The sequence below is a fragment of the Microbacterium sp. Z6_144 genome, from assembly GCF_057197625.1.
Map to the genome: position 1 here is coordinate 499,802 of NZ_JBXVPT010000001.1, position 23,291 is coordinate 523,092.

Annotated in this window: 21 protein-coding genes; 16 read left to right on the plus strand and 5 right to left on the minus strand. The window is 69.4% G+C overall.

Translation table 11 applies throughout. The annotated features are described in order from the left end of the window. The first annotated feature begins 93 nt into the window (after window positions 1–93). On the plus strand, window positions 94–291 hold the full coding sequence (locus AC2DGY_RS02415) for a cupin domain-containing protein (protein WP_484508106.1): 198 nt from the start codon (window positions 94–96) through the stop codon (window positions 289–291). Between the two features lie 23 nt (window positions 292–314). On the opposite strand, the gene AC2DGY_RS02420 is transcribed toward AC2DGY_RS02415, so the two are convergent. After that, window positions 315–1,544: an alpha/beta hydrolase family protein gene (locus AC2DGY_RS02420; RefSeq protein ID WP_484508107.1), complete on the minus strand. Its 1,230-nt coding sequence runs from the start codon at window positions 1,542–1,544 to the stop codon at window positions 315–317. A gap of 319 nt (window positions 1,545–1,863) precedes the next feature. Between AC2DGY_RS02420 and AC2DGY_RS02425 the strand changes: the two genes are divergently transcribed. The 7 genes from AC2DGY_RS02425 (at window position 1,864) to AC2DGY_RS02455 (ending at window position 9,149) form a co-directional block, all read left to right on the plus strand. Beyond that, the gene (locus AC2DGY_RS02425; RefSeq protein WP_484508108.1) at window positions 1,864–3,081 is read left to right on the plus strand and encodes a sugar ABC transporter substrate-binding protein; all 1,218 of its coding nucleotides are present in this window, start codon (window positions 1,864–1,866) and stop codon (window positions 3,079–3,081) included. A 97-nt stretch (window positions 3,082–3,178) separates the two neighbouring features. Continuing rightward, entirely contained in the window at window positions 3,179–4,720 is a 1,542-nt protein-coding gene (locus AC2DGY_RS02430; protein WP_484508109.1) for a sugar ABC transporter ATP-binding protein, read from the plus strand. Beyond that, a complete protein-coding gene (locus AC2DGY_RS02435) occupies window positions 4,717–5,721 on the plus strand; it encodes an ABC transporter permease (RefSeq protein WP_484508110.1) in 1,005 nt (334 codons plus the stop codon). The genes AC2DGY_RS02430 and AC2DGY_RS02435 overlap by 4 nt, the downstream gene beginning before the upstream one ends. After that, a complete protein-coding gene (locus tag AC2DGY_RS02440; protein WP_484508111.1) occupies window positions 5,718–6,773 on the plus strand; it encodes an ABC transporter permease in 1,056 nt (351 codons plus the stop codon). Before AC2DGY_RS02435 ends, AC2DGY_RS02440 begins: the two co-directional genes overlap by 4 nt. Before the next feature lie 247 nt (window positions 6,774–7,020). After that, the gene (locus AC2DGY_RS02445; protein WP_484508112.1) at window positions 7,021–7,626 is read left to right on the plus strand and encodes a TetR/AcrR family transcriptional regulator; all 606 of its coding nucleotides are present in this window, start codon (window positions 7,021–7,023) and stop codon (window positions 7,624–7,626) included. Window positions 7,627–7,746: 120 nt separating this feature from the next. Then, window positions 7,747–8,160: a hypothetical protein gene (locus tag AC2DGY_RS02450; RefSeq protein ID WP_484508113.1), complete on the plus strand. Its 414-nt coding sequence runs from the start codon at window positions 7,747–7,749 to the stop codon at window positions 8,158–8,160. Further along, on the plus strand, window positions 8,157–9,149 hold the full coding sequence (locus AC2DGY_RS02455) for a hypothetical protein (protein ID WP_484508114.1): 993 nt from the start codon (window positions 8,157–8,159) through the stop codon (window positions 9,147–9,149). Before AC2DGY_RS02450 ends, AC2DGY_RS02455 begins: the two co-directional genes overlap by 4 nt. Here the strand turns inward: AC2DGY_RS02455 and AC2DGY_RS02460 are convergent. Continuing rightward, window positions 9,146–10,618 (minus strand): amidohydrolase family protein, encoded by a 1,473-nt coding sequence (locus AC2DGY_RS02460; RefSeq protein WP_484508115.1) that lies wholly within the window; start codon window positions 10,616–10,618, stop codon window positions 9,146–9,148. The genes AC2DGY_RS02455 and AC2DGY_RS02460 overlap by 4 nt on opposite strands. A gap of 142 nt (window positions 10,619–10,760) precedes the next feature. On the opposite strand from AC2DGY_RS02460, the gene AC2DGY_RS02465 reads away from it, so the two are divergent. The 5 genes from AC2DGY_RS02465 (at window position 10,761) to AC2DGY_RS02485 (ending at window position 14,869) form a co-directional block, all read left to right on the plus strand. Next, window positions 10,761–11,456 carry a helix-turn-helix domain-containing protein gene (locus AC2DGY_RS02465; protein ID WP_484508116.1) on the plus strand — a complete coding sequence of 232 codons (696 nt, stop codon included), beginning with the start codon at window positions 10,761–10,763 and terminating at the stop codon, window positions 11,454–11,456. Window positions 11,457–11,585: 129 nt separating this feature from the next. After that, entirely contained in the window at window positions 11,586–12,788 is a 1,203-nt protein-coding gene (locus AC2DGY_RS02470; RefSeq protein ID WP_484508117.1) for an acyl-CoA dehydrogenase family protein, read from the plus strand. Between the two features lie 28 nt (window positions 12,789–12,816). Beyond that, window positions 12,817–13,386, plus strand: coding sequence for a flavin reductase family protein (locus tag AC2DGY_RS02475; RefSeq protein WP_484508118.1), 570 nt, complete (start codon window positions 12,817–12,819; stop codon window positions 13,384–13,386). A gap of 55 nt (window positions 13,387–13,441) precedes the next feature. After that, a complete protein-coding gene (locus tag AC2DGY_RS02480) occupies window positions 13,442–13,828 on the plus strand; it encodes a RidA family protein (RefSeq protein ID WP_484508119.1) in 387 nt (128 codons plus the stop codon). 114 nt (window positions 13,829–13,942) lie between these two features. Continuing rightward, window positions 13,943–14,869, plus strand: coding sequence for an N-acyl homoserine lactonase family protein (locus tag AC2DGY_RS02485; RefSeq protein ID WP_484508120.1), 927 nt, complete (start codon window positions 13,943–13,945; stop codon window positions 14,867–14,869). A 92-nt stretch (window positions 14,870–14,961) separates the two neighbouring features. Here the strand turns inward: AC2DGY_RS02485 and AC2DGY_RS02490 are convergent, their stop codons facing one another. The 3 genes from AC2DGY_RS02490 to AC2DGY_RS02500 are packed head-to-tail and all read right to left on the minus strand — an operon-like array spanning window position 14,962 to window position 19,657. After that, window positions 14,962–15,930, minus strand: a complete 969-nt coding sequence (locus AC2DGY_RS02490) for an NAD-dependent epimerase/dehydratase family protein (protein WP_484508121.1) — start codon at window positions 15,928–15,930, stop codon at window positions 14,962–14,964. Further along, window positions 15,927–18,617, minus strand: coding sequence for an alpha/beta fold hydrolase (locus AC2DGY_RS02495; RefSeq protein WP_484509964.1), 2,691 nt, complete (start codon window positions 18,615–18,617; stop codon window positions 15,927–15,929). The genes AC2DGY_RS02490 and AC2DGY_RS02495 overlap by 4 nt, the downstream gene beginning before the upstream one ends. Continuing rightward, on the minus strand, window positions 18,611–19,657 hold the full coding sequence (locus AC2DGY_RS02500; protein WP_484508122.1) for a 3-oxoacyl-ACP synthase III: 1,047 nt from the start codon (window positions 19,655–19,657) through the stop codon (window positions 18,611–18,613). Before AC2DGY_RS02500 ends, AC2DGY_RS02495 begins: the two co-directional genes overlap by 7 nt. A 187-nt stretch (window positions 19,658–19,844) precedes the next feature. On the opposite strand from AC2DGY_RS02500, the gene AC2DGY_RS02505 reads away from it, so the two are divergent. The 3 genes from AC2DGY_RS02505 to AC2DGY_RS02515 all read left to right on the plus strand — a co-directional run bounded on the left by AC2DGY_RS02505 (window position 19,845) and on the right by AC2DGY_RS02515 (window position 23,143). Next, a complete protein-coding gene (locus AC2DGY_RS02505; RefSeq protein ID WP_484508123.1) occupies window positions 19,845–21,500 on the plus strand; it encodes an ABC1 kinase family protein in 1,656 nt (551 codons plus the stop codon). 87 nt (window positions 21,501–21,587) lie between these two features. Further along, window positions 21,588–22,322: an ABC transporter ATP-binding protein gene (locus AC2DGY_RS02510; RefSeq protein WP_484508124.1), complete on the plus strand. Its 735-nt coding sequence runs from the start codon at window positions 21,588–21,590 to the stop codon at window positions 22,320–22,322. Next, complete coding sequence (locus tag AC2DGY_RS02515; protein WP_484508125.1) at window positions 22,322–23,143, plus strand: hypothetical protein; 822 nt, start codon at window positions 22,322–22,324, stop codon at window positions 23,141–23,143. Before AC2DGY_RS02510 ends, AC2DGY_RS02515 begins: the two co-directional genes overlap by 1 nt. Window positions 23,144–23,291: the final 148 nt, after the last annotated feature.

Genomic DNA, 23,291 nt, shown 5'->3' on the forward strand with positions numbered 1-23,291 from the left:
TGTGATCGACGACACTGGATATGTGGACGAACCTGTTGCGACAGACATCGCCGCGAAGATCGACCACGTCGTAGCGCACTGGACCCCCGGGCGGTGGGGCTCGAGGGGAGCGAGGACGTCCACCTCGGGCCTGGCAAGTTCTACGTGGTGCCGCGCGGCGTCCGGCACAACCCCGTCGCCGACGAAGAGGTCCATATCGTCCTCATCGAGACGGTGACCACCGCGCACACCGGGGACGTCACCGTGTCGGGCGGTGTTCCGATCGAGCGTCAGCTGGGCGACTTCGCCTGACGCCCGGTCGGACGACCCCGGCCTCAGACGATGGCTTCGGGAAACGCGCGCGACCGGGAGTGGGCGTCCGAGGCCGGGAGCTCCCGCACGGTGCGGTCGATCCAGTCGCAGATGTAGTCGCGGACCACCGGGATGTTGTCGACGCTGCAGTGCTCGACGCCGCCCTCGCGGTCGGTGAAGATCTTCAACTGCGGGGCGGGGGAGTTCACGAGATCGTCGTAGAGGGCGTACGCGTAGCGCAGGGGGATCTGCCGGTCGTGCTCGCCGTGCACGACGAGGAAGGGGACGGTGATCCGGTCCGCTACTCCCCGGAGGGTGACCTTCGGAGCCAGTTCGAGGAACTCCTCGAGGCTGTCGCTTCCCCACACCCACTGGACGTGGTCCCAGTAGTGCGGGACGGGGCGGTCTCCCTCATCGCGCATGCGCTGAAGCTGGACCTCACCCCAGTCGTAGTTCGATCCCCAGGCCACGCCGAATCGGATCCGCGGCTCGAATGCCGTCGCCCGCGGGCCGTAGTAGCCGCCCAGCGACCACGCGACCATGCCGATGCTCTCGCTGTCGATCTCCTCGCGGGTCTCGAGGTAGTCGATGCAGGCGCTCGCCCAGATCTCCGTCTCGGGGATGGCGCGCAGATCGGCCAGGCGCAGCGCCTCGCCGGAACCCGGTGTGTCCACGATCAGTGTCGCGATCCCGCGGCGAGCCAGTTCCTGTGCCGTGCCGGTGCCGTAGATCTGCTCTTTCGTGCTGTCCAGACCGTTGAAGAAGAGGACGCACGGCACAGGCCCCGGCCGATCGGGCACGACGAGGATGCCGCCGAGATCCGTGTCGCCGAAGGGCACCCGCACCCGTTCGCCGGGCTCGCCCGATAGCTCGAGGAAGCGCCCGAACGTGTCGAGGGCGTTGGCGTAGGCGGCCTTTCGCGGAGCGTACGTGCGCGCCTGCATCCGCTCCGCCGTCTGGTAGTACACCGAGGCCCGTCCGTATTTCAGGCCCGCGCTGCGGAGATTGCCGGCGGCCTCGTCGTCCTTCGCCAGTTCGACGAGGCGATCACCGAGGCGGCACCACTCCTCGAAGAACGCCAATGCGGCGCTGTCGTCGTTCGCACCGATGCGGCCCTGAAGCTCGCGGCATGCCCGATCGACTTCACCGATCTGGCCGCCCACGGCCAGAGCGAGTCCGACGGACAAGTTCCACACGTATCTCCCGGGGAAGGGTTCGAACATCGGGACCTCCAGCTGGGTGGTGGCGAGCAAGGGTGTGGCGCCTGCGATGCGGGCGCCGGACCGCCCTTACTTGGGCGAGTCGCTGCGGCGCGCGTGCGGACGTCTGCTGCATCGGCCGACCGGATGAGAGCGCGATGGTGCGTTTAGAATATACAAATATGGGAACTGCCGCAAGATTCGGCGTCAATATATGAAAGGCGCCGACCGGACTAAGCCGAGCCGCGACCGGACTGGTTTGACGTATCGTATCCAAACCCATTGACAAAATGCAGCCGCGAGAGTGATATTCAACCTGACGGTGTCCTAGAGGCAAGCGGGCAGCGATGTCCACATCACGAAGGAGTGATCCATGTCGACGACGAGCAGCACACTCAGGTGGCCGAAGCGGTTGGCGCAGGGCTGGCGGTCGCTGAGAGTCGCGGCGCGGGGTTCCGGCCTACGGATCGGCCGCGGGGGCAAAGCGCTGATCTCCGGCGCGGCGATCTGCGTCCTGGTGGCCGGATGCGCGAGCGGCGCAGGCGCCGGGGGCTCCGAGGGGAGCGCCGAGTCCGGTGCCAAGCAGATCGTCTTCTTCGGGCTGGACCGGGCGATCTGTCCGTGCCTGGACCTGATGTACGCCGGCGTCGACGACGAGGCCGAGAAGCTGGGCGTGGACGTCAAGTACGTCTTGTCGGGCCTTGACCAGTCGGCCCAGGTGCAGCAGATCCAGCAGTTCATCGACAGCGGACAGAAGCCGGACGGCTTCATGGTGATGGCCCTCAACCCGAAGGTGGTCTCCGCCTCGGTCAAGAGCCTCACCGCCGTCGCTCCCGTCGTGCAAGTGCAGATCGAGCCGGAGAAGGAGGACTTCGAGTTCATCTCGGCGTTCGCCGGGCTGAACCCCGAGGCGATCGGAGAGGTGATGGGCCAGGCGCTGGTGAAGGTGCGCGAAGACGTCAAGGCGTCCGGGAAGCAGCTGCACAGCCCGGAGGGCAACCTGTTGGTCGTGGGGGCGATGCCCAACTACCCCGAGTACGAGCGGCGGCAAGCCGCCGCCTATGCGCAGTTCGAGGACCAGCCGTTCAACATCATCCGCGAACTCCGTGTGGAGGACAACGCCACGCAGGGCACCTACGAGATGGTCACCCAGGTCCTGCCTCAGATCAAGAACGAGGGCATCGACTTCGTGCTCTCCAACAACGGTGACCAGACGGCCGGCGTCATCAAGGCCTTCGAGCAGGCCGGGATCGAACCCGGCAAGGACGTCACCATCGTCTCCGGCGACTGCTCGACGAGCGGATACGGAGTCGAGGATCAGCGCACGGGCAAGGTCGCCGCGCAGGCGGTCCTCTCCCATGACGCCAGCGGGCACATCTGGGTGCAGACGATCCTCCAGGTGATCGCGGCGGGGAAGAGCACCCCGGGCAGCACGATCGCACCGGTGAGCCCGGAAGGCCCCCCGCCCGTGGACCTGGAGGAGGCGCCGTCCCAGATCACGAGTCCGCCGGTGGTGGCCGTCTCCGGTGTCGACGAGCTGGACAGCGTGAAGATCTGGGGCAAGTCCGTCGAAGAGCTCTGCCCCATGTAATAGCGGTCAGGCCGGCCGGGCGCGACTCGGCCGGCCTGACCGGCCTCGCACCGGCGGCAGAGAGCCGGCCCCACACCCTCGGCAAGAAAGCACAGTGATGTCTGAGCCAGAACCGATCGAGACCCGCCCCCCCGCATCATCCCCGCCCCTTCGTCTTGCCGTACGCGGCCTGTCGAAGCAGTACGGCGCCGTGCGAGCGCTGACCGATGTCGATTTCGAGCTCCGTGCGGGCGAGGTCATGGCCCTCCTCGGCGAGAACGGTGCGGGAAAGAGCACCCTGGTGAAGACGCTCACCGGTCTCGTCCGTCCCGACGCGGGCGTGATCGAGATCGACGGTGTCGACGCCGACCTGTCTACTGGCACGCGCGCCCGCCTGGCCGGTATCGCCGTCGTGCAGCAGGAGTTCAGCCTGGTCGGCTGCCGGAGCGTGGCGGAGAACCTCGCGCTGGGCCGCCCTGGCGCACCAGCGGTGTGGACGCCGCACCGCCTGCGGCAGCAGGCCCTGCCGCTTCTGCGGGAGGTGGGGCTGTCCCACGTCGATCCGGCCACCCTGGTGGAGCAGCTCACGGTCGCCGAGATGCAGCTGGTCGAGCTCGCCCGCGTCCTCGCCGACAACGCCCGGATCGTCATCTTCGACGAGCCGACGGCAGCGTTGTCCGACGCCGAGATCCGCCGGGTCCTGGATGTGGTGCGCCGCCTGGCGGACAACGGGCAGAGCGTCATCTACGTGACCCATCGCCTGCCGGAGGTCTTCGAGATCGCCGACCGGGTGACGGTCGTGCGCAACGGCCGGGCCAGCCCACCGCGCCCGCTCAAGGACCTCACCACCGACCACATCGTCGAGATGATGCTGGGGCGCAAGCTCAGCTCCATGTATCCGAAGCGATCCGGGACCTTCGGCGACGTCAGCGTCGAGGTGACCGACCTGCTCGTTCCGACCCTGCGGACCCCGGTGTCCTTCGAGGTCCGCGCCGGAGAGATCCTGGGCCTGGCCGGCCAGATCGGAAGCGGTGCGGCCGACATCGCGCGCGGGTTGGCGGGCGTCGTGCCGGCCACCGCGGGCGCCGTGCGGATCCGCGGTCGTGACCTTGCGCTCGGCCGGCGCCACGCCGGCATCAAGGCCGGGGTGGCGTACTGCTCCGCCGATCGCAAGCGCGACGGCATCTTCGCCGACGTGAGCGTCCGCTACAACATGTCTTCCCCGTGGCTCCGGGCCATCGCGCGCGGCGGATGGCTGTCCCGGGGCAAGGAAGCACGGCGCGTGCGGGCGGATGCCGCCGCGTTCGCCATCGACGGGAGCCGTGTGGACGCCCTGGTCAGGAACCTCAGCGGCGGCAACCAGCAGAAGGTCGCCCTCGGCAAATGGCTGGGAGTGGAACCGGCGGTCCTCATCGTCGAAGAGCCGACGCGGGGGGTGGATGTGGGGGCGCGAGCGGAGATCTATCAGCGGCTGACGTCGCTGTGCGACGCGGGCATGGCCGTCATCGTGGCCTCCTCCGATACCTCCGAGGTCCTCGGCATCTGCGATCGCGTGGCCGCCTTCTACAAGGGCGAGCTCACCGGGATCCACCGGACCGAAGACCTCACCGAGGAGCGGCTGGTCAAGGCCGTCATGCAGAAGGAGGAGGTCGCCGCATGACCAGCACACCGGTGGCGGCTCCAGTGGTGGCGGCTCCTCCGGGTGGCGTCCCCGACCGCGGGTCAGCCGTGCGGAGGATCTTCTCCCCGGAGGTGAATCTCCTCATCGCCGTCCTCGCGCTGTTCCTGGCCGGGATGTTCACGACGCCGGGATTCGCCACCGGCGAGAACGTCGCCGCCATCCTCCTGAGCGCCTCCATCACGGGCATCGTCGCCGTCGCGATGACCCCGATGATCCTCTCCGGCCACTTCGTCTCCATCGCCGGGTCGGCGTCGGGGGCGCTGGCCGCGGTGGTCTTCATCGAGATGGTCAGCTCCGGATGGAGCATCCTGCTCGCCTGCCTCATCACGATCGTCCTGCTCAGCGCGATCGGCATCGCCCAGGGCCTGGTGGTCTCGGGCGGGCTGAACCCGATCCTGACGACGCTGGCCACAGCGACGGTCATCCTAGGCGTACTCGCCACCATCACCGGCGGCACGAACGTCTCCCTCGGAAACCTGGGGCCGTCATGGGGCAACACCGCGTTCCTCGGCCTGCAGATCCCGGTGTACGTGTTCCTCGTCGTCACGGTGCTGGTCGTGGTCTTCATGCGCAAGACCGTCCTGGGGCGGCAGCTCATCCTCTTCGGAGCGAACCGCGAGACGGCGCTTCTCAGCGGGATCTCCAGTGTCCGGGTCGCCCTCGTGGTCTTCGTGATCTTCTCGCTGGGAGTGGCGTTCGCGGGGATCCTGTGGGGAGCCCAGCTCGGCGTCGCAGGCGTCGGAACGCTGCCCAACCTCACGGTGAACTCCATCGCGGCCGTCCTCATCGGGGGCAACGCCATCCAGGGCGGTGTGGGCTCGCCCCTCCGCTCCGCCGTCGGCGCCCTGCTCGTCTCGCAAGCGACGAACATCCTGCTGTTGAACGACGCGAGCAACGGCGTCCAGCAAGCCGTCGTGGGAGCCATCGTCCTCGTCGTCGTGGTCGTCATGCAGATCGTCGCTCGGAGGTCGGGACGATGACTTCGCCGAATGCGCCGCGGCGCGCGCGCCGGATCCGGGGCCTCAGGTATGCCCCGCAGGTCGTCCTCCTCGCCGGGATGTGGGGGTACTTCATCGCCTCCAGCACGACCTTCCGCGGCACCTCCGCCGTCTATCCCGTCCTGCAATCCTTCGCCCTGCTGGGGATCGTGGCCCTCGGCATCGGCCTGACGATGATCGTGGGGGAACTGGACCTGTCGGTCGGGTCGATGGCGGCGCTGGCAGGAGTCATCGCGATCATGTTCGCCGACCTGGGGCTCGTGCCCGCCGCCCTGATCGCCGTCGCCTTCGGAGCTGTTTACGGGCTGTTCCAGGGCGTTCTCATCACACGCTTCGGAATCAGCTCCCTCGCCGTGACCATCGCCAGCCTCATCATGCTCAAGGGCGTTGCGCTGGCGCTGACGGGGGAGGCCCCCATCAGCGCGAACGATCTCTCCCTCGGCGAACCGCTGCTCCAGAGGTTCTGGCTGTTCTCGACGGCGAGCCTCCTGGCCGTCGTGCTGTTCGTCCTGGTGGGGCTCTTCATGACCTACACGCGCCTCGGCCACGAGATGTACGCCACCGGCGGTGCGCGGAACGAGGCCCGAGCGGCCGGAGTGCGCACCGGCATGTCGATCGTGACGGCCTTCACGCTTTCGGGCGCGTTCGCCGCGCTGGCCGGTACGCTCATCGCGCTCAGCTCCGGCGTCGCGTCACCGACGAACTTCACGACCCTGCTTCTGGCGGCGCCGACCGCCGTGCTGGTCGGAGGCGTGGCTCTGACCGGCGGCCGGGGCACGGTGCTGAACATCGCGCTGGGCGTGGCGATCATCTCCCTGATCGCGAGCGGGGCGGGGGACCAGGGCCTGCAGCCGAGCGTGGCCCAGCTGGTGACGGGCGGGCTGCTGGTCGCTGTCGTGGCGATCGAGTTCGGTCGGTCGCGGCTGGCCGTCGCGCGGCAGCGCCGGTCGTCGGCGCCTGCCGACCGGGCGGGGTCGCCGCACGCGGAAGCGCTGCCGGTCGGAGCCGGGCGTGGGGGACGGGCAACGCCATGACCGATACGACCGGGGATCCGGTGACCCTGGCGAGCTATCTCACGCTCGCCGGAGAGGTGTCGCCGGAAGTTCGAGCAGAAGCCAGGTCAGCCCGCGCGACATCTCAGTGCGGATCGAAGCGGCCGGTGCCGCCGCTTACCGCGGACTCGGGCTGACCCTCCCCGACCTCGAGCACTGGAGAGGGGTGCACGGCGCCACGCGTATCCGGCTCTCGAACCGGTCCAAGGGGCGGGCGTAAAATCGGCCAATGACTAGTACCCGGAGTCGTGCGGCCGGTCGGCCGAGAGCGTTCGACGTGGATGAGGCGTTGGACAGTGCGATGCAGACCTTCTGGCGGCACGGCTACGAGGGATCCAGCCTGACGGATCTCACCGGCGCCATGGGAATCACGAAGACCAGCATGTATGCGGCGTTCGGGAACAAGGAGGAGCTCTTCCGCAGGGCCCTGGACCGCTACCTCCACGGGCCGTCGGCGTATGTGTGGCACGCGCTGGCGGAACCGACCGCGCGCGCGGTGGCCGAGGCCCTGCTGCGCGGCGTCGTGCAGACGACCACCCTGCCCGACAGCCCCCATGGATGCCTGACCGTCCAGGGCGCCCTGGCAGAAAGCGACGGATCCCGGCCTGCCCACGATCTCCTCGTCGACTTCCGCAACGATGCGGGCGACCGTCTGACGGAGCGCTTCCAGCGCGCCATCGACGAGGGTGACCTCCCACCGGACGCCCCGGCGGTTCGGCTGTCCCGTCACCTCATGACGATCATCTTCGGACTCGCGGTTCAGGCCGCCAATGGCGTCGACCGGGCCGAGCTCGAGGACGTCGCCGCGGACGCGCTCCGCGGCTGGATGCCGTAGCGCGGGCAGGGACTCCCTGCGAATCGGAAATTATGTACCGATCGGTGCGGTTCGCAGTATCCTGGCGCCCAGGAAGGCCCTCGGCCACACACGGGTTGAGCGCCGCAGAGAGGAACTGCCATGCTCGACAGCGTCCACCAGGTCATCGCCGGAGTCATCCTTCTCAGCGTCATCGGAATCGCCTACGGCGGCCGCTTCGTCTTCACCGCGGTCACCGGACGGTTCCCGGCCAACGACCTGCAGAAGTCGTTCTTCCGGGCCGGGCACGCCCACGCGGCGGTGCTCGTCATCCTCGGTCTGCTCACGATGGTGATCGTGCAGGCCAACGACGTCCCCGAGCCGTTCGCGACGGTCTCCCTCGGCGTGTTCGTCGCGGCCATCCTGATGCCGACGGGGTTCTTCGTCTCGGTCATCGGCAAGGATCCGGTGCGCCCCAACCGTGCCATCGTGCTGCTGTGGATCGGCGCGATCGTGCTCACGATCGGGGTGCTCGCCGCCGGCATCGGTCTCATCATCCGCGGCGTCTCCGGATGACCACCGTCGTGGAACCGCTGCCGAAGCTAGACCACTGGCATCGGCCGCTGCTGGTGTTCGCCATCACGATGGTGGCGTTCGCGATCGGCGCCGCCGTGATGGCCGCCGTGGATCCACGGGAGGTGACCGGCGCGGGGGTGTGGTTGAAGCCGCTGAAGTTCGCCGTCTCCGGCGCGATCTACACCCTCACGCTGGCGTGGTTCATCGGACAGATCCGGCAGGGACGCCGGATCGCCGACCGGGCAGGAACCTGGGTCGCCATCGGGTTGTCCACGGAGATCGTGCTCATCTTCACGCTGGCGGCATTCGCGCAGTCGAGCCACTTCAACATCACCACTCCGCTGCACACCGTGGTCTGGGGCGTCATGGCAGCCTCGATCGTGCTGGTGTGGGTGATGACGCTGCTGATCGCCGTCGCCATCGTCCGCAACCCGGGCACCGATCCGGCCCGCACGCTTGCCGCGCGAGCCGGAGTGATCCTCGCGCTGATCGGCATGGGCCTGGCTTTTCTGATGGTCTTCCCCACCGCGAGCCAGATCGCCGACTTCCAGGGAATCGTCGGCGCCCACGCGGTCGGCGTTCCGGACGACGGACCCGGGCTCCCGTTCCTCGGCTGGAGCACCGTCGGCGGCGATCTCCGCATCCCCCACTTCGTCGGGATGCACGCGCTGCAGGCGATCCCCCTCGCGCTTCTCGCGATGGAGCTCCTCGGACGGCGCTTCGCGCCGCTGTCCACCCCCCTGGCGCGCTACCGGGTGCTCGTGATCGTCGTCATCGCGTTCTCGGCCGCTCTTGCCAACCTCACGGTGCAGGCCCTGATCGGGCAGTCCATCATCCGCCCGAGCGGCGGGGTGCTCGCCGCCGGAATCGTGATCGCGTCGGGCTCTGCGCTCGCCGTGGCCGCCGTCCTGCTGCGCAGCGGGCGGCGACACGCAGCGGTGGACGAGGACGCCCAGGCGCGCGCGGATGCACGCGCGCCTCGACGCTAGCGGTCGGTGGGCGTGAACCAGCCGTCGGCGGCCAGCTGGTCCCAGATGCCGGTCACGACCTCGCCTCCGCGGCGGATGACCCCCGCCTCGTCATCCACCACCAGGTGACCCTCGCTCACCTGCAGGACGCCCTGAGTCATGACGTTCCGCACCATGCGGCCGTTGGCGTACAGCAGATTGTTCAGGGGCTCCGGGCCCGGGGCGCCGCCGCCGACCAGCAGTCCCGAGACGTCGATCGATGTCAGGTCGGCCAACGCTCCCACCTCGATGCGGCCGAGGTCGTCGCGCCGCAGGCCGATCGCGGGGTTCAGCGTGACCGACTTGATCATGTCCCACACTGTCGGTCGCTTCACCGGCACCGGGCTGGAGGCCCCGATGATGTCGTAGCGCAGCCGGCCGTAGAGCACTGCGAGCTTGGCGTTCTCCAGGAGGTCGTTGGAGTGGGTGTCCAGTCCGACGGCCACGTTGATGCCGGCGCCGAGCGCCTCGATGAACGGCTGGCGCCCCTCGCCGGAGCCGGCTCCTGCGCCCGACGGGCAGTGCACGAAGGTGAAGTTCTCCTTCGTCGCCAGGAAGGGCGAGTCGGCCTCGGGGTCCCAGCCGCCCATGTGGGCGCCGAAGAACGGCACGTCGTACCAGCCGTGATCGTCCACCCACTGCACCGGCGCCTTGCCCCACATCCGGCGCATACGCTCCGCGTCCGAGGGCAGCGTCGCGAGGTGGGTGTGGATGCCGGTGCCGAGCTCCCGGGCGACTGCCGCGATCGCGTCGAGGGTTGCAGGAGTGGCCGTCTCCGGGCCGTGGGGCGCCACCATCGGCTGGATGCGGTCACCCTCCGAGCCGCGCACCGATCGAGCCCACTCGAGGAAGGCTGCGATCTCGGCGAGCGTGGCCGACTCGGACTCGGCCACCAGGCGGTCCTCCGGGGCGAACCACACTGGAAGCATCCGGGAGAAGGTGGGGAGCATCCCGGACGGGTAGCCACGGACGCCCCAGTTCTGCGCGACCCGCACATAGGACTGGGCATGTTCCAGTGACAGCGACTGCTCGAGCTGCGTGGTGCAGCCTCCGCGGAGGATCTCGGCGAGGTTGTACGCGGTCAGGGCGTCCACGTCGTCGCGGGATAGTTGCTCCAGCATCACGGCCGGCACGGCGTAGGAGCGGCCACCCTCGATCACGCCGCGTGTGGGCGATCCGAGGGCGACGTGCGTGTGAGCGGAGATCATCCCCGGGATGAGCAGCTGACCGGTCATGTCGATGCGGACGTCGTTGCCGGCGACCCGGCCCTCCACGATCCGCGCGATCCTGCCGTCTTCCACGACGACGCTGTGATCGGCGACCAGTTCGACGTCACCGTCGCGGTGCACCAGAGTCCAGCTCGGCTCGAGGATGATCGTCGTCGCCGCCCGCGCCCGCTGGGAATCGGCCAGCACGTCACTGTTCGCCTGTCGATCGCCCGATGGTCCCATGGTGATCCTCCTCGATCATCCGGGGCGCGATCATCGCGCCTCCGGCCGATGCTATCGGGACTGGGGGAGGTAAGTGTTAAGTATTTGTGAACGCCCCGGATGGGGGGTTGCTAGGCTGTCCGAACGGTATCCGGGAGCGAGCATGTCCACAGCAGAGAACATCGGTGCGCGCATTCGCCACATCCGGCAATCCCAGGGCATCAGCCTGCGGAAGGTCGCGTCCGAACTCGGCGTCTCACCCAGCCTGATCTCGCAGGTGGAGACGGGGAAGAGCCGCCCTTCGGTGGCCATCCTGTATTCGCTGGCGGGCTTCCTCGGAGCCTCGGCGGACCAGCTGCTCGGCCTGGCCGATCAGGAACCGCCCCCGGCCGATCCGACTCCGCCCGCTTCTGCTGCGGTGGCTCCGGAGGTGCAGCGCTCGAGCGAGAACCCCGCAATCGAGATGGAGGACGGGGTGCGTTGGGAGCGCCTCGCGAGCAGCCCGGATGGGCGGGCGGACGCCCTGCTGGTGACCTACCGGCCCGGCGCCTCGAGCTCCGCGGGTGGCAAGCTCACCCGTCACTCGGGGTTCGAGCACGCGTACATCCTCGAGGGTGAATTGACGCTGCAGCTGGACTTCGACGAGTACGTCCTCGGGCCGGGGGATTCGCTGCAGTTCGAATCCGCCAGGCCGCACGCCTATAGCAACCGCGGCTCGGTCGACGCACGCGGGGTGTGGTTCGTCATGGGACGTCGAACGGCCCAGCTCGATCCCCAGCCAGTCGCCGAGATCGTCCGCCGCCAGGGGCCGCTTTCCGGTGCCTTCGACGTGCTTCGCCGCTTCGATCACCTGGACTGAGCCGGGCTGCCCGGGTCTACGTGGACGCCACTGTTCACCATACGTTGACAATCTGAACGCTCGCTGTCACGCTGAGGTTAACACTGGGCGGGAGCCGCCCCCGCTCTCGAACCGACACTGGAGTCCCACATGGCAGTCACCCCTCTCCGTCCCGAGGTCACGGCGATCGTCGAGCAGCTCGACCAGTTGCGCCCGACTCTGATTGCGAGCGGCCGTGAGGCCGATTCCGCGCGCCGCATCCCGCAGGAGAACTTCGACGCGGTGGCTGCGACCGGTGCGTTCAGCATCTCGGCGCCGACCAAATTCGGGGGACTCGCGGCGAACACGGCCGAGTGCCACGCGGTCGCCCGCGCGATCGGTCGCGGCGATGGCAGCATCGCGTGGGTGCACGGCATCCTCGATTCCGGGGCGTGGGTCGTCTCCCTGATGGACGAGCGTGCGCAGCAGGACGTGTGGGGTACCGAGAAGGGCCTGGACTCGTTCATCTCGATCGTGCTGGCCACCACCTCGGACACCGAGCGCGTGGAGGGCGGCCACCGGGTCACGGGCAAGTGGGGCTACGGCACGGGCAGCGTGAACGCGGACTGGTCGCTGCTGGGTGTTCCGCTGAAGAACGACGCGGGTGAGGTGGTGGACGCAGGTCTTGCTCTCATCCCGACGTCGGAGCTGGGTGTCGAGGACAACTGGTATGTCGCGGGGATGAAGTCCACCGCCAGTGTCATGCAGATCGCCGAGGACGTGTTCGTTCCCGAGCACCGGATCTTCCCGTTGACGGCCGCGGTCGAAGGCGACTACCTCAGCGAGAACGAGGAGTTGACGTACCAGACGGTGTTCGTGCCGTCGTTGTTCATGAAGCTCATCGGCCCCCACCTCGGGATGGGGCGCGCGGCGCTGGATTATGTGATCTCCAAGGCCGACAGCAAGGCGATCGCCTACACCGGGTACGCGAAGCAGTCCGATTCGGCCGTGTTCCAGAGCGCGATCGCGAAGGCTGCCGTGCAGCTCGATGCCACCGAGCTCGTCGCCCGCGACATCGCCGATCGCATCTACCGGGGCGCTGAGGACGGCTCCTACGCGCCGTACGCGGAGCGCATCGAGATGCGGGCCAAGGCGGGCTGGGTCGTGGAGACCATCACCACGATGATCCACGACCTGATGACCGCGCACGGCTCGGCCGGTTTCGCGGAGTCCGCCTCGTTGCAGCGGGTATGGCGCGACCAGGCCACCGCGAGCCGCCACGGCCACACCCTTGCCGCGAGCGGCTTCGAGGCCTACGGCAAGACGCTGTTCGGCCGGGAGGACGACGCACGATTCGTGCTCCCCATCGTCTGAGGATCGGCGATACGAGGAGGGACACGACATGACCGGGACGAATTCCGACCCGTGCGTATCGGCGGATGAGTTCAAGCACGCGTTCCGGCATCACCCGGCGGGCGTCGCGATCGTCACCGCCGACGCGGGCGACGGCCCGGTCGCGATGACGGTCAGTTCGGTGGCATCCGTGTCGATCGATCCCCCCACGCTCGTGTTCTCCGCGTCGGCGAGGTCGTCGAGCACGCCGAGCATCCGTCGCGCCGAGACCGTCGTGGTGCACCTCCTGGCCTCCGACCAGCTCGAGCTGGCCAAGCTGGGCGCGCGGAGCGGAGTCGAGCGCTTCGGAGACGACGTCGAATGGGGGAGGCTTCCCACCGGCGAGCCGTACTACCCGAACGCCAACGCCTGGCTGCGCGGTCGGGTGATCGACCGCGTCGACGTGCACGGCTCGACGCTGATCGTCGTGGAGGCCATCCAGTCCAAGCCGATCGCCGATGAGGCCGGCGAGCCGCGGCCGCTCGTCTACCACGACCGCAAGTGGTTCGTCTTGAACGAGAAGTCCGAGCTGCCCAGAGCCGTTGTCCCTTATTACGTCGTATACGGGCGGGACGACTGAGGGGGATCGCCCCGATGTCGTCCGCCACAGTGAAACAAAGCCCCGGGAGGAAATCATGACCAACGACCGCATCACCCGCACCGCTTCGCCGACCGTGCCGGGAATCTCCGACAGCACCCGCGTGAAGAGCGGCGACCTCGTGTTCATCTCGGGACAGGTCGGCTTCGAAGCCGACGGCTCCGTCCCGGACAGCTTCGAGCGCGCGATCGAACTCACCTACGGCGAACTGGAGCGCGCGCTGACGGCCGCGGGGGCGTCATACGAAGACGTGGTCCGCGTGAACGTCTACATCACCCACCTCGACCAGGAGAAGCTGGTCACCTGGCGCCGGACGCGCGACCGGATCGTGCAGGCACCCGAGCCCTCGGCCAGCACCGTCATCGGCGTGTACTCGCTCTACAACGGCGCGACGATCGAGATCGACGCCATCGCCGCAGTCTGACGTCGCCAGACCTGAAGGCGTGACGCCGCGACCGACGTGTCCGCGGCGTCACGCCACCCAGCGCGCCCGCGCGACGCCGTCCTGCACGGCACCACACGACGACAAAGGAGTGTCATGAGCATCACAGGTTCAACGAAGTTTCCGGTCACCGCCGACACGGATTACTCGATCTGGTCGCTCGAATTCTGTCATGCGGACATGCCGCACGACTTCTTCGGGGGCTCGGGGATCTTCAGCAACGCGGGCATCGTCCGCATCCCCATGCTGTACACGCTCATCATCGGTGGGGAGGTCGGCGGCAAGCGGCATGTCGCGCTCGTGGACTGCGGCTTCCGCAACGACTACTGGCTCGACCGCTACGCCTTCTCGAACTGGGAAAGCCCGACCCAGGTTCTCGCGCAGGTGGGGATCACGCCCGAGGATGTCGACGTCATCCTGGTGTCGCACATGCACTTCGATCACATGGGCAACTTCGAAGCGTTCCCTAACGCCCAGCTGTACGTCCAGTACGAGGAATTCACCGGATGGTCCTCCGCCGTCGACATGGCGAACAACATGTCGACCGAGCAGCAGAAGGCGTGGATCTTCTCCTCCTTCGACCCCACCGACCTCGCCAAGGCCGCACAGGGCATCGCCGACGGACGCATCCGCTTCGTGCACGGTGACCAGGAACTCCTCCCCGGTGTGACGGCTCGCCTCGCACGGGACTCCCACACCTTCGGATCGCAGTGGTTCAAGATCCAGACCCGCAACGGACCGTTCGTCGCCGCCGGTGACACCGTCTACTGGTACTCCAACATCGAGGGGATGTGGGCCCCCGGCTACGTGCAGGGCAACACCTTCAACCTCATCAGCCTGTACCAGACGCTCCAGAAGGAACTGCAGGGGGAGACCAGCCGGATCATCCCGGGCCACGACCCGGAGGTGGCGCTGCGGCACACCTCGTGGCTGTCTCCCACCGGCAACTCCATCACGGAGATCAACCTCCGCGAGGACGACGCATCCCGGCGTCCCCACGGGGCGGCGCAGCTGCTCCGCTGAGTCCGGTCGGTGCCACCCGCCGCGTCTGACGCTCTCGCGTCGCGTCGGCGCAGCGGGTGGATCGGGTCGGCGGCGACGACCTCGTTCCGGAATCAGCTCGCGTAGCTGGCCGCGAGGCGGCGAAGCCCCTCGTCGATCGACACGGTCGGCGACCAGGCGAGGGCCTGGCGGGTGTCGCGCTGGTCGAACCAGTGCGCGGTCGACAGCTGCTCCGCGAGGAACCGCGTCATGGGGGGCTCGTCCGCACCGGGCTTGACCGCCCACACCCGTTCGATCACCGACCCCGCGGCACGACCGAGCGCTGCCGGGATGCTCCACCGCGGAGGTCGTACGCCTGCGGCGAGGCAGATGCCCGCCAGGAGGTCGCCGACCGGTCTCGGCTCACCGTTGGTGAGGACGTAGGCGCGGCCCCCGGCCTCCTCCGCCCGCTCGAGGGCGGCGGCGATCCCGCTGGCGGCGTTGTCGATATAGGTGGTGTCGATGAGGGCGGTTCCCCCGTTGAGAAGCGGAAGCCGCCCGGCGCGCGCCCGCTCGACGATCCGTGCGATCAACTGCGTGTCGCCCGGTCCCCACACCAGGTGGGGGCGGACGGCCACGACACGCATCGACGGGGAATCCCGTCCCAGCGCGATCAGCTCGGCCTCGGCCTTCGTGCGTGCGTAGTCCCCGCGCGCGCGGGCCGGGTCGGCCGGTTCTGCACCGACCCCGGCGAGTGCGGTGCCGGAGTAGGCGACCGAGGGGGAGGAGACCTGAACGAACCTGGTTGCCCCGGCGTGCTCCGCCGCGTCCAGGAGCGCACGCGTCCCCCCCACGTTGACGTCGTGGAAGTCATCGCTCGCGCCCGCGAGCGACACCTTCGCGGCCAGATGGACGACGCCCTCGACGCCGTCCATCGCCCGTGACACATCGGCCGGGGCCGTGATCGAACCGAGGATGTCGGTCGCTCCGTCGACACCGGACGGCCGCCGCTGCAGGGTGCGGACGCGGTTGCCCGCGGCGACGAGCTCGGCGGCTACCGCGCGTCCGAGGAAACCCGACGCCCCGGTGACGAGGACGATCATGGAGACACCGGCCTTCCGCCGGCGAGGATGCGCCCGGCCCACGCGGAGAGTTTCGAGCGGTCGATCTTGGAGTTGTGACGGATGTCGGTGGGGAGCCGCGGGACGGCGAGGACCGCGACCAACGGGATGCGGGTGCTCGCGCGCACGTCGGCTGTGAGGCGTGGGTCGGCGAGGCCCGCCCGGGGCGTCGGGGGGAGCGTCTCGACCACCGCGACTGCTTGGCGGAGCCCCTGCGGTCCGACGCCGACGACGGCCGCGCGGCGCACGGCATCCACGCGTTCCACCTCCTGCTCGGGTCCGACCGGGGCGAGCGGGCCCTCCGCGGTGACGAGAACGTGCGGCATCCGCCCCTCGACCCACAGGCGCCCGCGCGCATCCAGATGGCCCACGTCTCCGGTGCGGTGCCAGCGCGCGCCCGGCTCGACGGGGTCGAGTCCGGCCGTGCCGCGAGCGGATTCCCGGTCGGTGAGCCACAGCCGGTCGTAGTGATCCTTCAGGTGGGGCGCCGAAACGACGATCTCGCCGAGCACCCCCGGTTCGGCCGTCGGTGTCCCCGTTGCGCGTCCGTCCGCGTCGAGCGCACTCACCAGCACGCGGTTGGCGCCGATCGGCAGGCCCACACACACGCCCGCATCCGGGGCGGCTGTCGCTTCCCGCACCCCGTCGAGCGTCACATCGGTGACGAGAAGGCACTCCGTCATCCCGTACGGCGTGTGCGGCGTCGCATTCGGCATCAGCTCTGCGGCCGATTCGAGCAGTCGCGCGCTGATCGGCGCGCCCGTGGAGAGGAACGTGTGGACGCGCGCCAGAGCAGCGCGGTCTTCCGGGGTGAGCGCATCGGCCGTCGCCACCACGTTGAGGACGGCAGCGGGGGAGAGGAACACGATGCCCGCGTCGGACTCGCGTACCGCGGCGGCTACCGCCGTCGCGGTGAGCGTCCGGGGCGATGAGACATCCATCTCCGGCGTGACGGAGCGGGTTCCCAGCGCCGGGCCCAGCAGGGCGAACGGCGCGAACCCCGTGACGAGACCGGTCTGCTTCGTCACCCCGAAATGGTCGGCGAGCACGTCGCGGAGCGCGGCGAGCTGCCCATGCGTGTAGGCGACGCCTTTCGCGGGGCCGGTGGACCCGGAGGTGAACAGGATCGCCGCATCGTCGCCCGGTCCTGGCGGCGTGGGGAGGGGCTCGCCCGTGCCTTTCGCCAGAATGTCGCCCAGGCTGTAGCGGACACCGAGCGCCGCGGCGGCTGCCTTCGGGAGCCTCCTCGCCGAGATCCGCACCCCCGGCCAGCCCAGAGCACGAGCGGCGGTGAGACCGAGGGTCTCACCGATTACGACGTCGGGCCACGATCCGCGGACGGCGCGGGTCAGGCCGCGGACACCGAGGCCGGCGTCGGCGACGACGATGACGGCCCCGATGCGGAGGCACGCGTAGACCACAGCCGAGAGGGTCGGTCCAGGCGGCACCAGGAGGGAGACGCGGTCGCCCTTTCGCACACCGATGCGGTGCAAGCCGGCGGCCAGGCGCCGGACGCGATCATCCAGCTGCCGCCAGGTCACCCGGCTCATCGAGCCGGACCGCGTGGGGGACATATCGACGATGGCCGTCTCATCGTCGGTTCGTCGTTCGTCGAGTCCGTGCCAGATCGGGGTGAACGGCGTGCCGGGGGCGTCAGCCGGGGCGGTCTCTTCGTCCGGGCGCGGTGAGATCGCGTCCGGGGCGGAAAGCAGGTCGCCCTGTTCGCGAAGCCAGTTCAGCACTGCCTCCGCGTACGGGCGATCCTCGGCGAGGAGGTGGCCGGCCCCCTCGAAGCGGTGCACCGCCGCGTGGGGCAGGCGATCGAGGAGGTCGTCGAGGTAGCGGTCGCTGAAGATCGGATCCTGGGGGCCCCACAGGAGCAACGCCGGGACGGAGAGGCCGGCGACCCCCGCGGCGATCCGTTCCAGTTCGGGATGACTCGGGTGACGTGCGTCGACGGGGATGTCGGCGACGAAGTCGCCGATCGCGCGACGCCGCGCCGCGGAACCATACGGCGCCCGGTACGCGCGCCTGGTCGCCGCATCCAGTGCCGGCGAGGCGAGCGCGAGAGTCGTGTCCAAGAAGGCCGTCGTGGCGACGGTCGAGGTGGCGAGCACCCCGCGAGCGCCGGCGACCCGCAGGGGCGCCGGGATCGGCACCTCGGGCGGATGGTGCACGGCCGTGTTGAGCAGCATCACGCCGGCGAGGGAGTCGGGGTGGTCGATCGCCCAGCCGGACGCCACCACGCCACCCCAATCGTGGCCGAGCGTGACCACCGGCGTCTCCAGGGCGAGGGCCGACGTGAAGGCGCCGAGGTCGGCGACGCGTTGTGCCAGCGGGCGGCTCACCCCCGTGCGCTCGGAGAACCCCATGTCGAGCTGGTCGACAGCGACGACGCGCCACGCGGGCTCTCCGCGCTCCGCCGCGCGCACCGACTGCGTGACGAGGTCACGCCAGAGGTAGGACCACGTCGGGTTGCCGTGCACGGCGAGGACGGTGCCGGCGACCGGGACGCCGAGGCGGACCAGTTCCGCGCCCGTGTCGAGGCAGTGCCACTCGCGCGTGGTGCCGACGTCGACGCCGGCTCCCGCGGCCGCGACGATACGGCTGAATCGTGGATCGAGACCGGAGAGACCAGGCGGGGGAAGCGTCGCGCCGCCACTCACCAGGCGAGCTCCATCATGGCGGTGTTGAGGCCGGAGCCGACGCCCATCAGCAGCACCCGGTCGCCCCGGGCGAGCGTCTTCTGCTCCTCGGCGAGGGTGATGGGGATGGAGGCGGGGCCGACGTTTCCGTACTTCGGGAAGGTCACAGGCACGCGAGCGCTGTCGAGCTTCGCCGCTTTCACGATCGCGTTCGTGTGCACGGAAGACACCTGGTGGGTGATGTACCGGTCCATCGACGACCAGTCCCACGGCCCCGACGCCTCCTTCCAGGCGGAGACGACGAGGTCCAGTCCGCCCTTCAGGAGTGCTTTCGCATCGGTGAACATGCCGTCCACGCTGCCGACGCACAGCTCGTGGAACTGCGTCGCCGCCCGCGTGACTCCGCCGAGGATGCGGTGACCGCCGGGGTGCTCGTCGGTGCGACCGAGGACCGCGGCTGCTGCGCCCGACCCGAGCGTCAGGGAGGCGAACTCGCTCATGAAGCCCGCTCGGCCGACATCCGTATGCGACAGCCGGCGGATCGTGTTGGTCTGGATCTCGTCGGCGTCCTCGCCGTTCACGACGATGGCATAGCGGATCTGACCCGACTGGATCATGTTCGCGGCAAGGCTCATCCCGCTCACGAACCCGAGGCACGCGTTGGCGACATCGAAGTTGATGGCGGAACTCGGCAGCCCCAGTCCGTGGTGCAGGCGCACCGCGACGGACGGCTCGAGATGTTTCCGCGACACCGACGTGTTGATCAGGAGACCGACATCGCCGGGGTCGACTCCGACCTCGTCCAGCGCCCGCCGACCCGCCTGGATCGTCGCGTCGTCCGATGATTCGCCCGGGGCCCAGTTCCGACGCTCGAGCACGCCGGCGACGCGCTGGAGCAGACCCCCGGGCAGTCTGAGCCGCCGGAGCGCGGAGGCGAGACGATCCTCGATCTCCTCGGATGTCGTCACTCGCCCAGGCAGGGTACTCGCAACCGACAACAGGGAGACATTGTCAAAGCGAGTGGTCGCATTTCCGGCCACGAAACCTCCGTCGAACGCGCCCATCTGGCCCGCTCCGTCAAGATCCCGATTTTACGCCTCGCGCAGCCGCGCCGATGACCGGCAGCGCCGATGCGGCACACGGGGTATCCTTGCCCGCGCAAAGGAGGGTCCGCGACAATGACACGATGGCGCAATCGAGGGTGACTTCCCCCTGCCCCCCGTCCCTCCCCGGCACCGGGTCAGCGCGCAGGTGAGGACCCACTTCAGCAGATATCAGGAAATCGCCGACACGCTGGCTCGGCACGGGCTCGGCTTCCTGGCCGGAGCCACCGGCGTCAGCAGGTGGGTGCCCGCCCGACCCGGTGGCGACGCGGCCCGCCCGAGCACCCCGCCATACACGGTGGCGCAGCGGGTCCGCGTCGCCCTCGAGGAGCTCGGCCCCACCTTCATCAAGCTGGGCCAGCTGCTCTCCACGCGACCCGACCTGCTTCCGCCCGCCTACATCATCGAGCTGTCGAAGCTGCAGGATGCGGCGCCTCCGGTGCCTGCCGCGGATGTCCGGGAGATCATCACGCACGAGTTCGGCGCCGAACCGGAGGAGCTGTTCGCGGAGTTCGAGTGGGCTCCTCTGGCGTCCGCATCGATCGGGCAGGTTCACGCCGCGAGGCTGGAGGACGGTGACTCGGTGGTGGTGAAGGTGCGCCGACCCGATGCCGTGCGGCAGGTGGAGGAAGACCTGGAGATCCTCAACGGCCTCGCTGCCCGCGCGGCCCGCGCCTGGGCGCCGGCGCGGGCCTACGACATCCGGGGTATCGTCCGGGAGTTCTCGCGGACCCTCCGGGCCGAGTTGGACTACCACCGCGAGGCGCAGAACGCCGAGCGGTTCGCCGCCCAGTTCGCCGACCGGCCCGACGTCCTGATCCCGCGGGTCTTCTGGGAGAGAACCACGTCGCGCGTCCTCACGCTCGAGCGGATGACCGGCATCAAGATCAATGATCTCGCCGCCCTCGACGCCGCCGGTGTCGACCGGCGCGCTCTGGCGCTCAGCGGCGCCGACATCGTGCTGAGCATGATCTTCGAACACCGCTTCTTTCACGCCGACCCCCACCCGGGGAACCTCTTCGTGCACCCGGACGGGCGCATCGCGCTCATCGACTTCGGCATGGTCGGCGAGATCACGGAGGAACTTCGCGACCGGTTCGCCGACTTCCTCATCGCGTTCACCCTCCGCAACCCCGATAGCCTGGCCGACGCGCTGGAGGGGGTCTCGGTAACCAGGGGCAACGTGGACCGGTATGCCTTCCGTGAGGCGTTGACCTCGTTCATCGCGCTGTACTCCGATCGTTCGCTCACCGAGGTGGGGTTCGCACGCCTCGCCAGTGAGCTCCTTGCCGTGCTTCGGGAACAGAAGCTGCAGCTCCCTCGCGAAGTGTCGCTGATCTTCAAGGTCCTCATGATGGTCGAGGGCATGGGCGTCCAGCTCGACCCGGAGTTCGACCTGACCTCCGTGCTCACTCCGTACACCCGGCGGCTGGTGCGAGAGCGGTTCGCACCGTCGGCCATCGCCAACCGTGTTGCCCGTGCCTCCGCCGACGCCGGGGCCCTGGCGCTGGAGCTGCCCACGCGCCTCCGGCGGGCGATCGACGACCTGGACCGCAACGGTTTGCAGGTGCACCTGCGGGCGGCAGAGCTGGAGCCTCTCGTCGCCCGGGCCGAGCGGATCGGAAACCGGCTCGTCGCCGGGGTTCTCACCGCCGCCGTGATCAACACCGTGGGCAAGCTCATCGCGGGAGATACCCGGTGGAAGTCCCGGCAGAGCACGCTGCTGGGCGCCGGCGTCACCGTCGTCACGACGTTGAGCGGGTACCTGCTGTGGACGGCGCGGCGTCGTTCCGGGCCCAACTGACCCCGGCTGCCTTTCCGTCCGGTCGGACAGGGGTCGACTGTCCCTGGGGAGGGGGTGCCCGGTGGCCTGGGTGAGAAGGCTGAGGGCATGGACGAAAACACCACTCCAGCCATCGCCGTACGCGGGCTGACCAAGCGCTTCGGCGCGCACATCGCCGTGGAGGACGTCGCCTTCGACGTGCGCGGCGGCCGCGTCACCGCTCTTCTCGGACCCAACGGTGCCGGCAAGACCACCACCATCCGCATGCTCCTCGGCCTCGTCTCACCCGACGCCGGGTCGGCGCTGATCCACGGGCACCCCTACTCGGCGCTGCCGCACCCCGGCCGGTCCGTCGGTGCGGTCCTGGACGGCGGCGGACTGCATCCCGGTCGAAGCGGCCGGGATCACCTCCGAATCGCGGCGTCCCAGATCCAGGTGCCGCTGGACCGCGTCGACGCCGTACTCGAAGAGGTCGGTCTCACCTCCGCCGCGCGTCGCCACGTGTCGGGGTACTCGCTCGGGATGCGGCAGCGCACGGCGCTCGCGGCGGCACTCCTCGGCGAACCGGACGTTCTGGTTCTCGACGAGCCCGCCAACGGGCTCGACCCGGAGGGCATGCACTGGCTGCGGGAGTACATCCGCGGGTTCGCGGACGGGGGAGGAACGGTGCTGCTGTCCTCGCACGTGCTGTCCGAGGTCGCCCTCGTGGCCGACGACCTCGTCGTGATCGCACAGGGACACGTCGTCGCCGTGGGCGACATGTCGTCCCTGGTCGCCACGCACGGCGGCGACCTCGAGCGCTTCTACCTCGACGTCACTGCGACCAAGGCGGGGGTGCGCTGATGTTCCGCGGAGAACTCCTCAAGCTGAGCACCACGGCAGCGACCAAGGTCGCGCTCGCCGTGGGCATCCTCGGGCTGATCGGCACGCAGCTCGTGCTCGTCATCCTGTTGCCCGCGCTCGCCAGCGGCGCCATCGGACCCGGAGCCGACGCGCTCGGCGGCGACCTGCCCGCCTTCGATCTCGGGACGGCATCCGCGCAACTGGCGGCGTTGAGCCCGCTCGGCGCCAGCGAAGGCGGCGGATCCCTCGGCATCGCATCCCTCGCCGTGCTGGTTCTCGGAGTGCTGGCCGGGACGACCGACTACCGGTTCGGCGGCATCGTCCCGACCGCGTTGGCCGAGCCCCGCCGCGGCCGCATCCTGGCGGCCAAGGCCCTCGCCATGGGCGTCACGGGCCTCGTGCTGGGTGTCGCTTACGCGATCGTCAGCATCGTCGCCCTGTCGATCTCGCTGGCCGCGACGGGGGCGACGCTGTCGATCGGCATCCTCGATATCGCAGCAGTGATGGCCCAGGGCGCGGTGGTCGTCGCCCTGTTGGCCCTGGTCGGGCTCGGGATCGGCGTCCTGGCACGCAACCAGCTCGCGGGCGTGTTGATCATGCTCGGGGTGGTCGTGCTCGAACTGATGGTGCAAGGTATCGCGGCGCTGGTGAGCGGCGCTCAGCCGGTGTGGGCGCAACTGCTCCCGCTGACCCTCAGCCAGGCCGCGATCGGAGCGACTCCTGCCGCCCTGGCTCCGCTGGCAGCGCTGGCCGGTCTCGTCGCGTGGGTTGCCGTCATCCTGGGCGCGGCCACGGTCGCGATCCGGCGGCGGGACCTCTGACCGCACGCAGCATCGCAGGACACCACCCGCCGAAGCCGCCTCCGGGCAGCTCCGGCGGGTGGCGCGCGTGGGGAGCCGACGCTCCGCACGGCCCGAGCGAGGGCGTGGGGGTGCGGAGTCGGCTGCCAGCGCGGGGAGCACGCGGCGT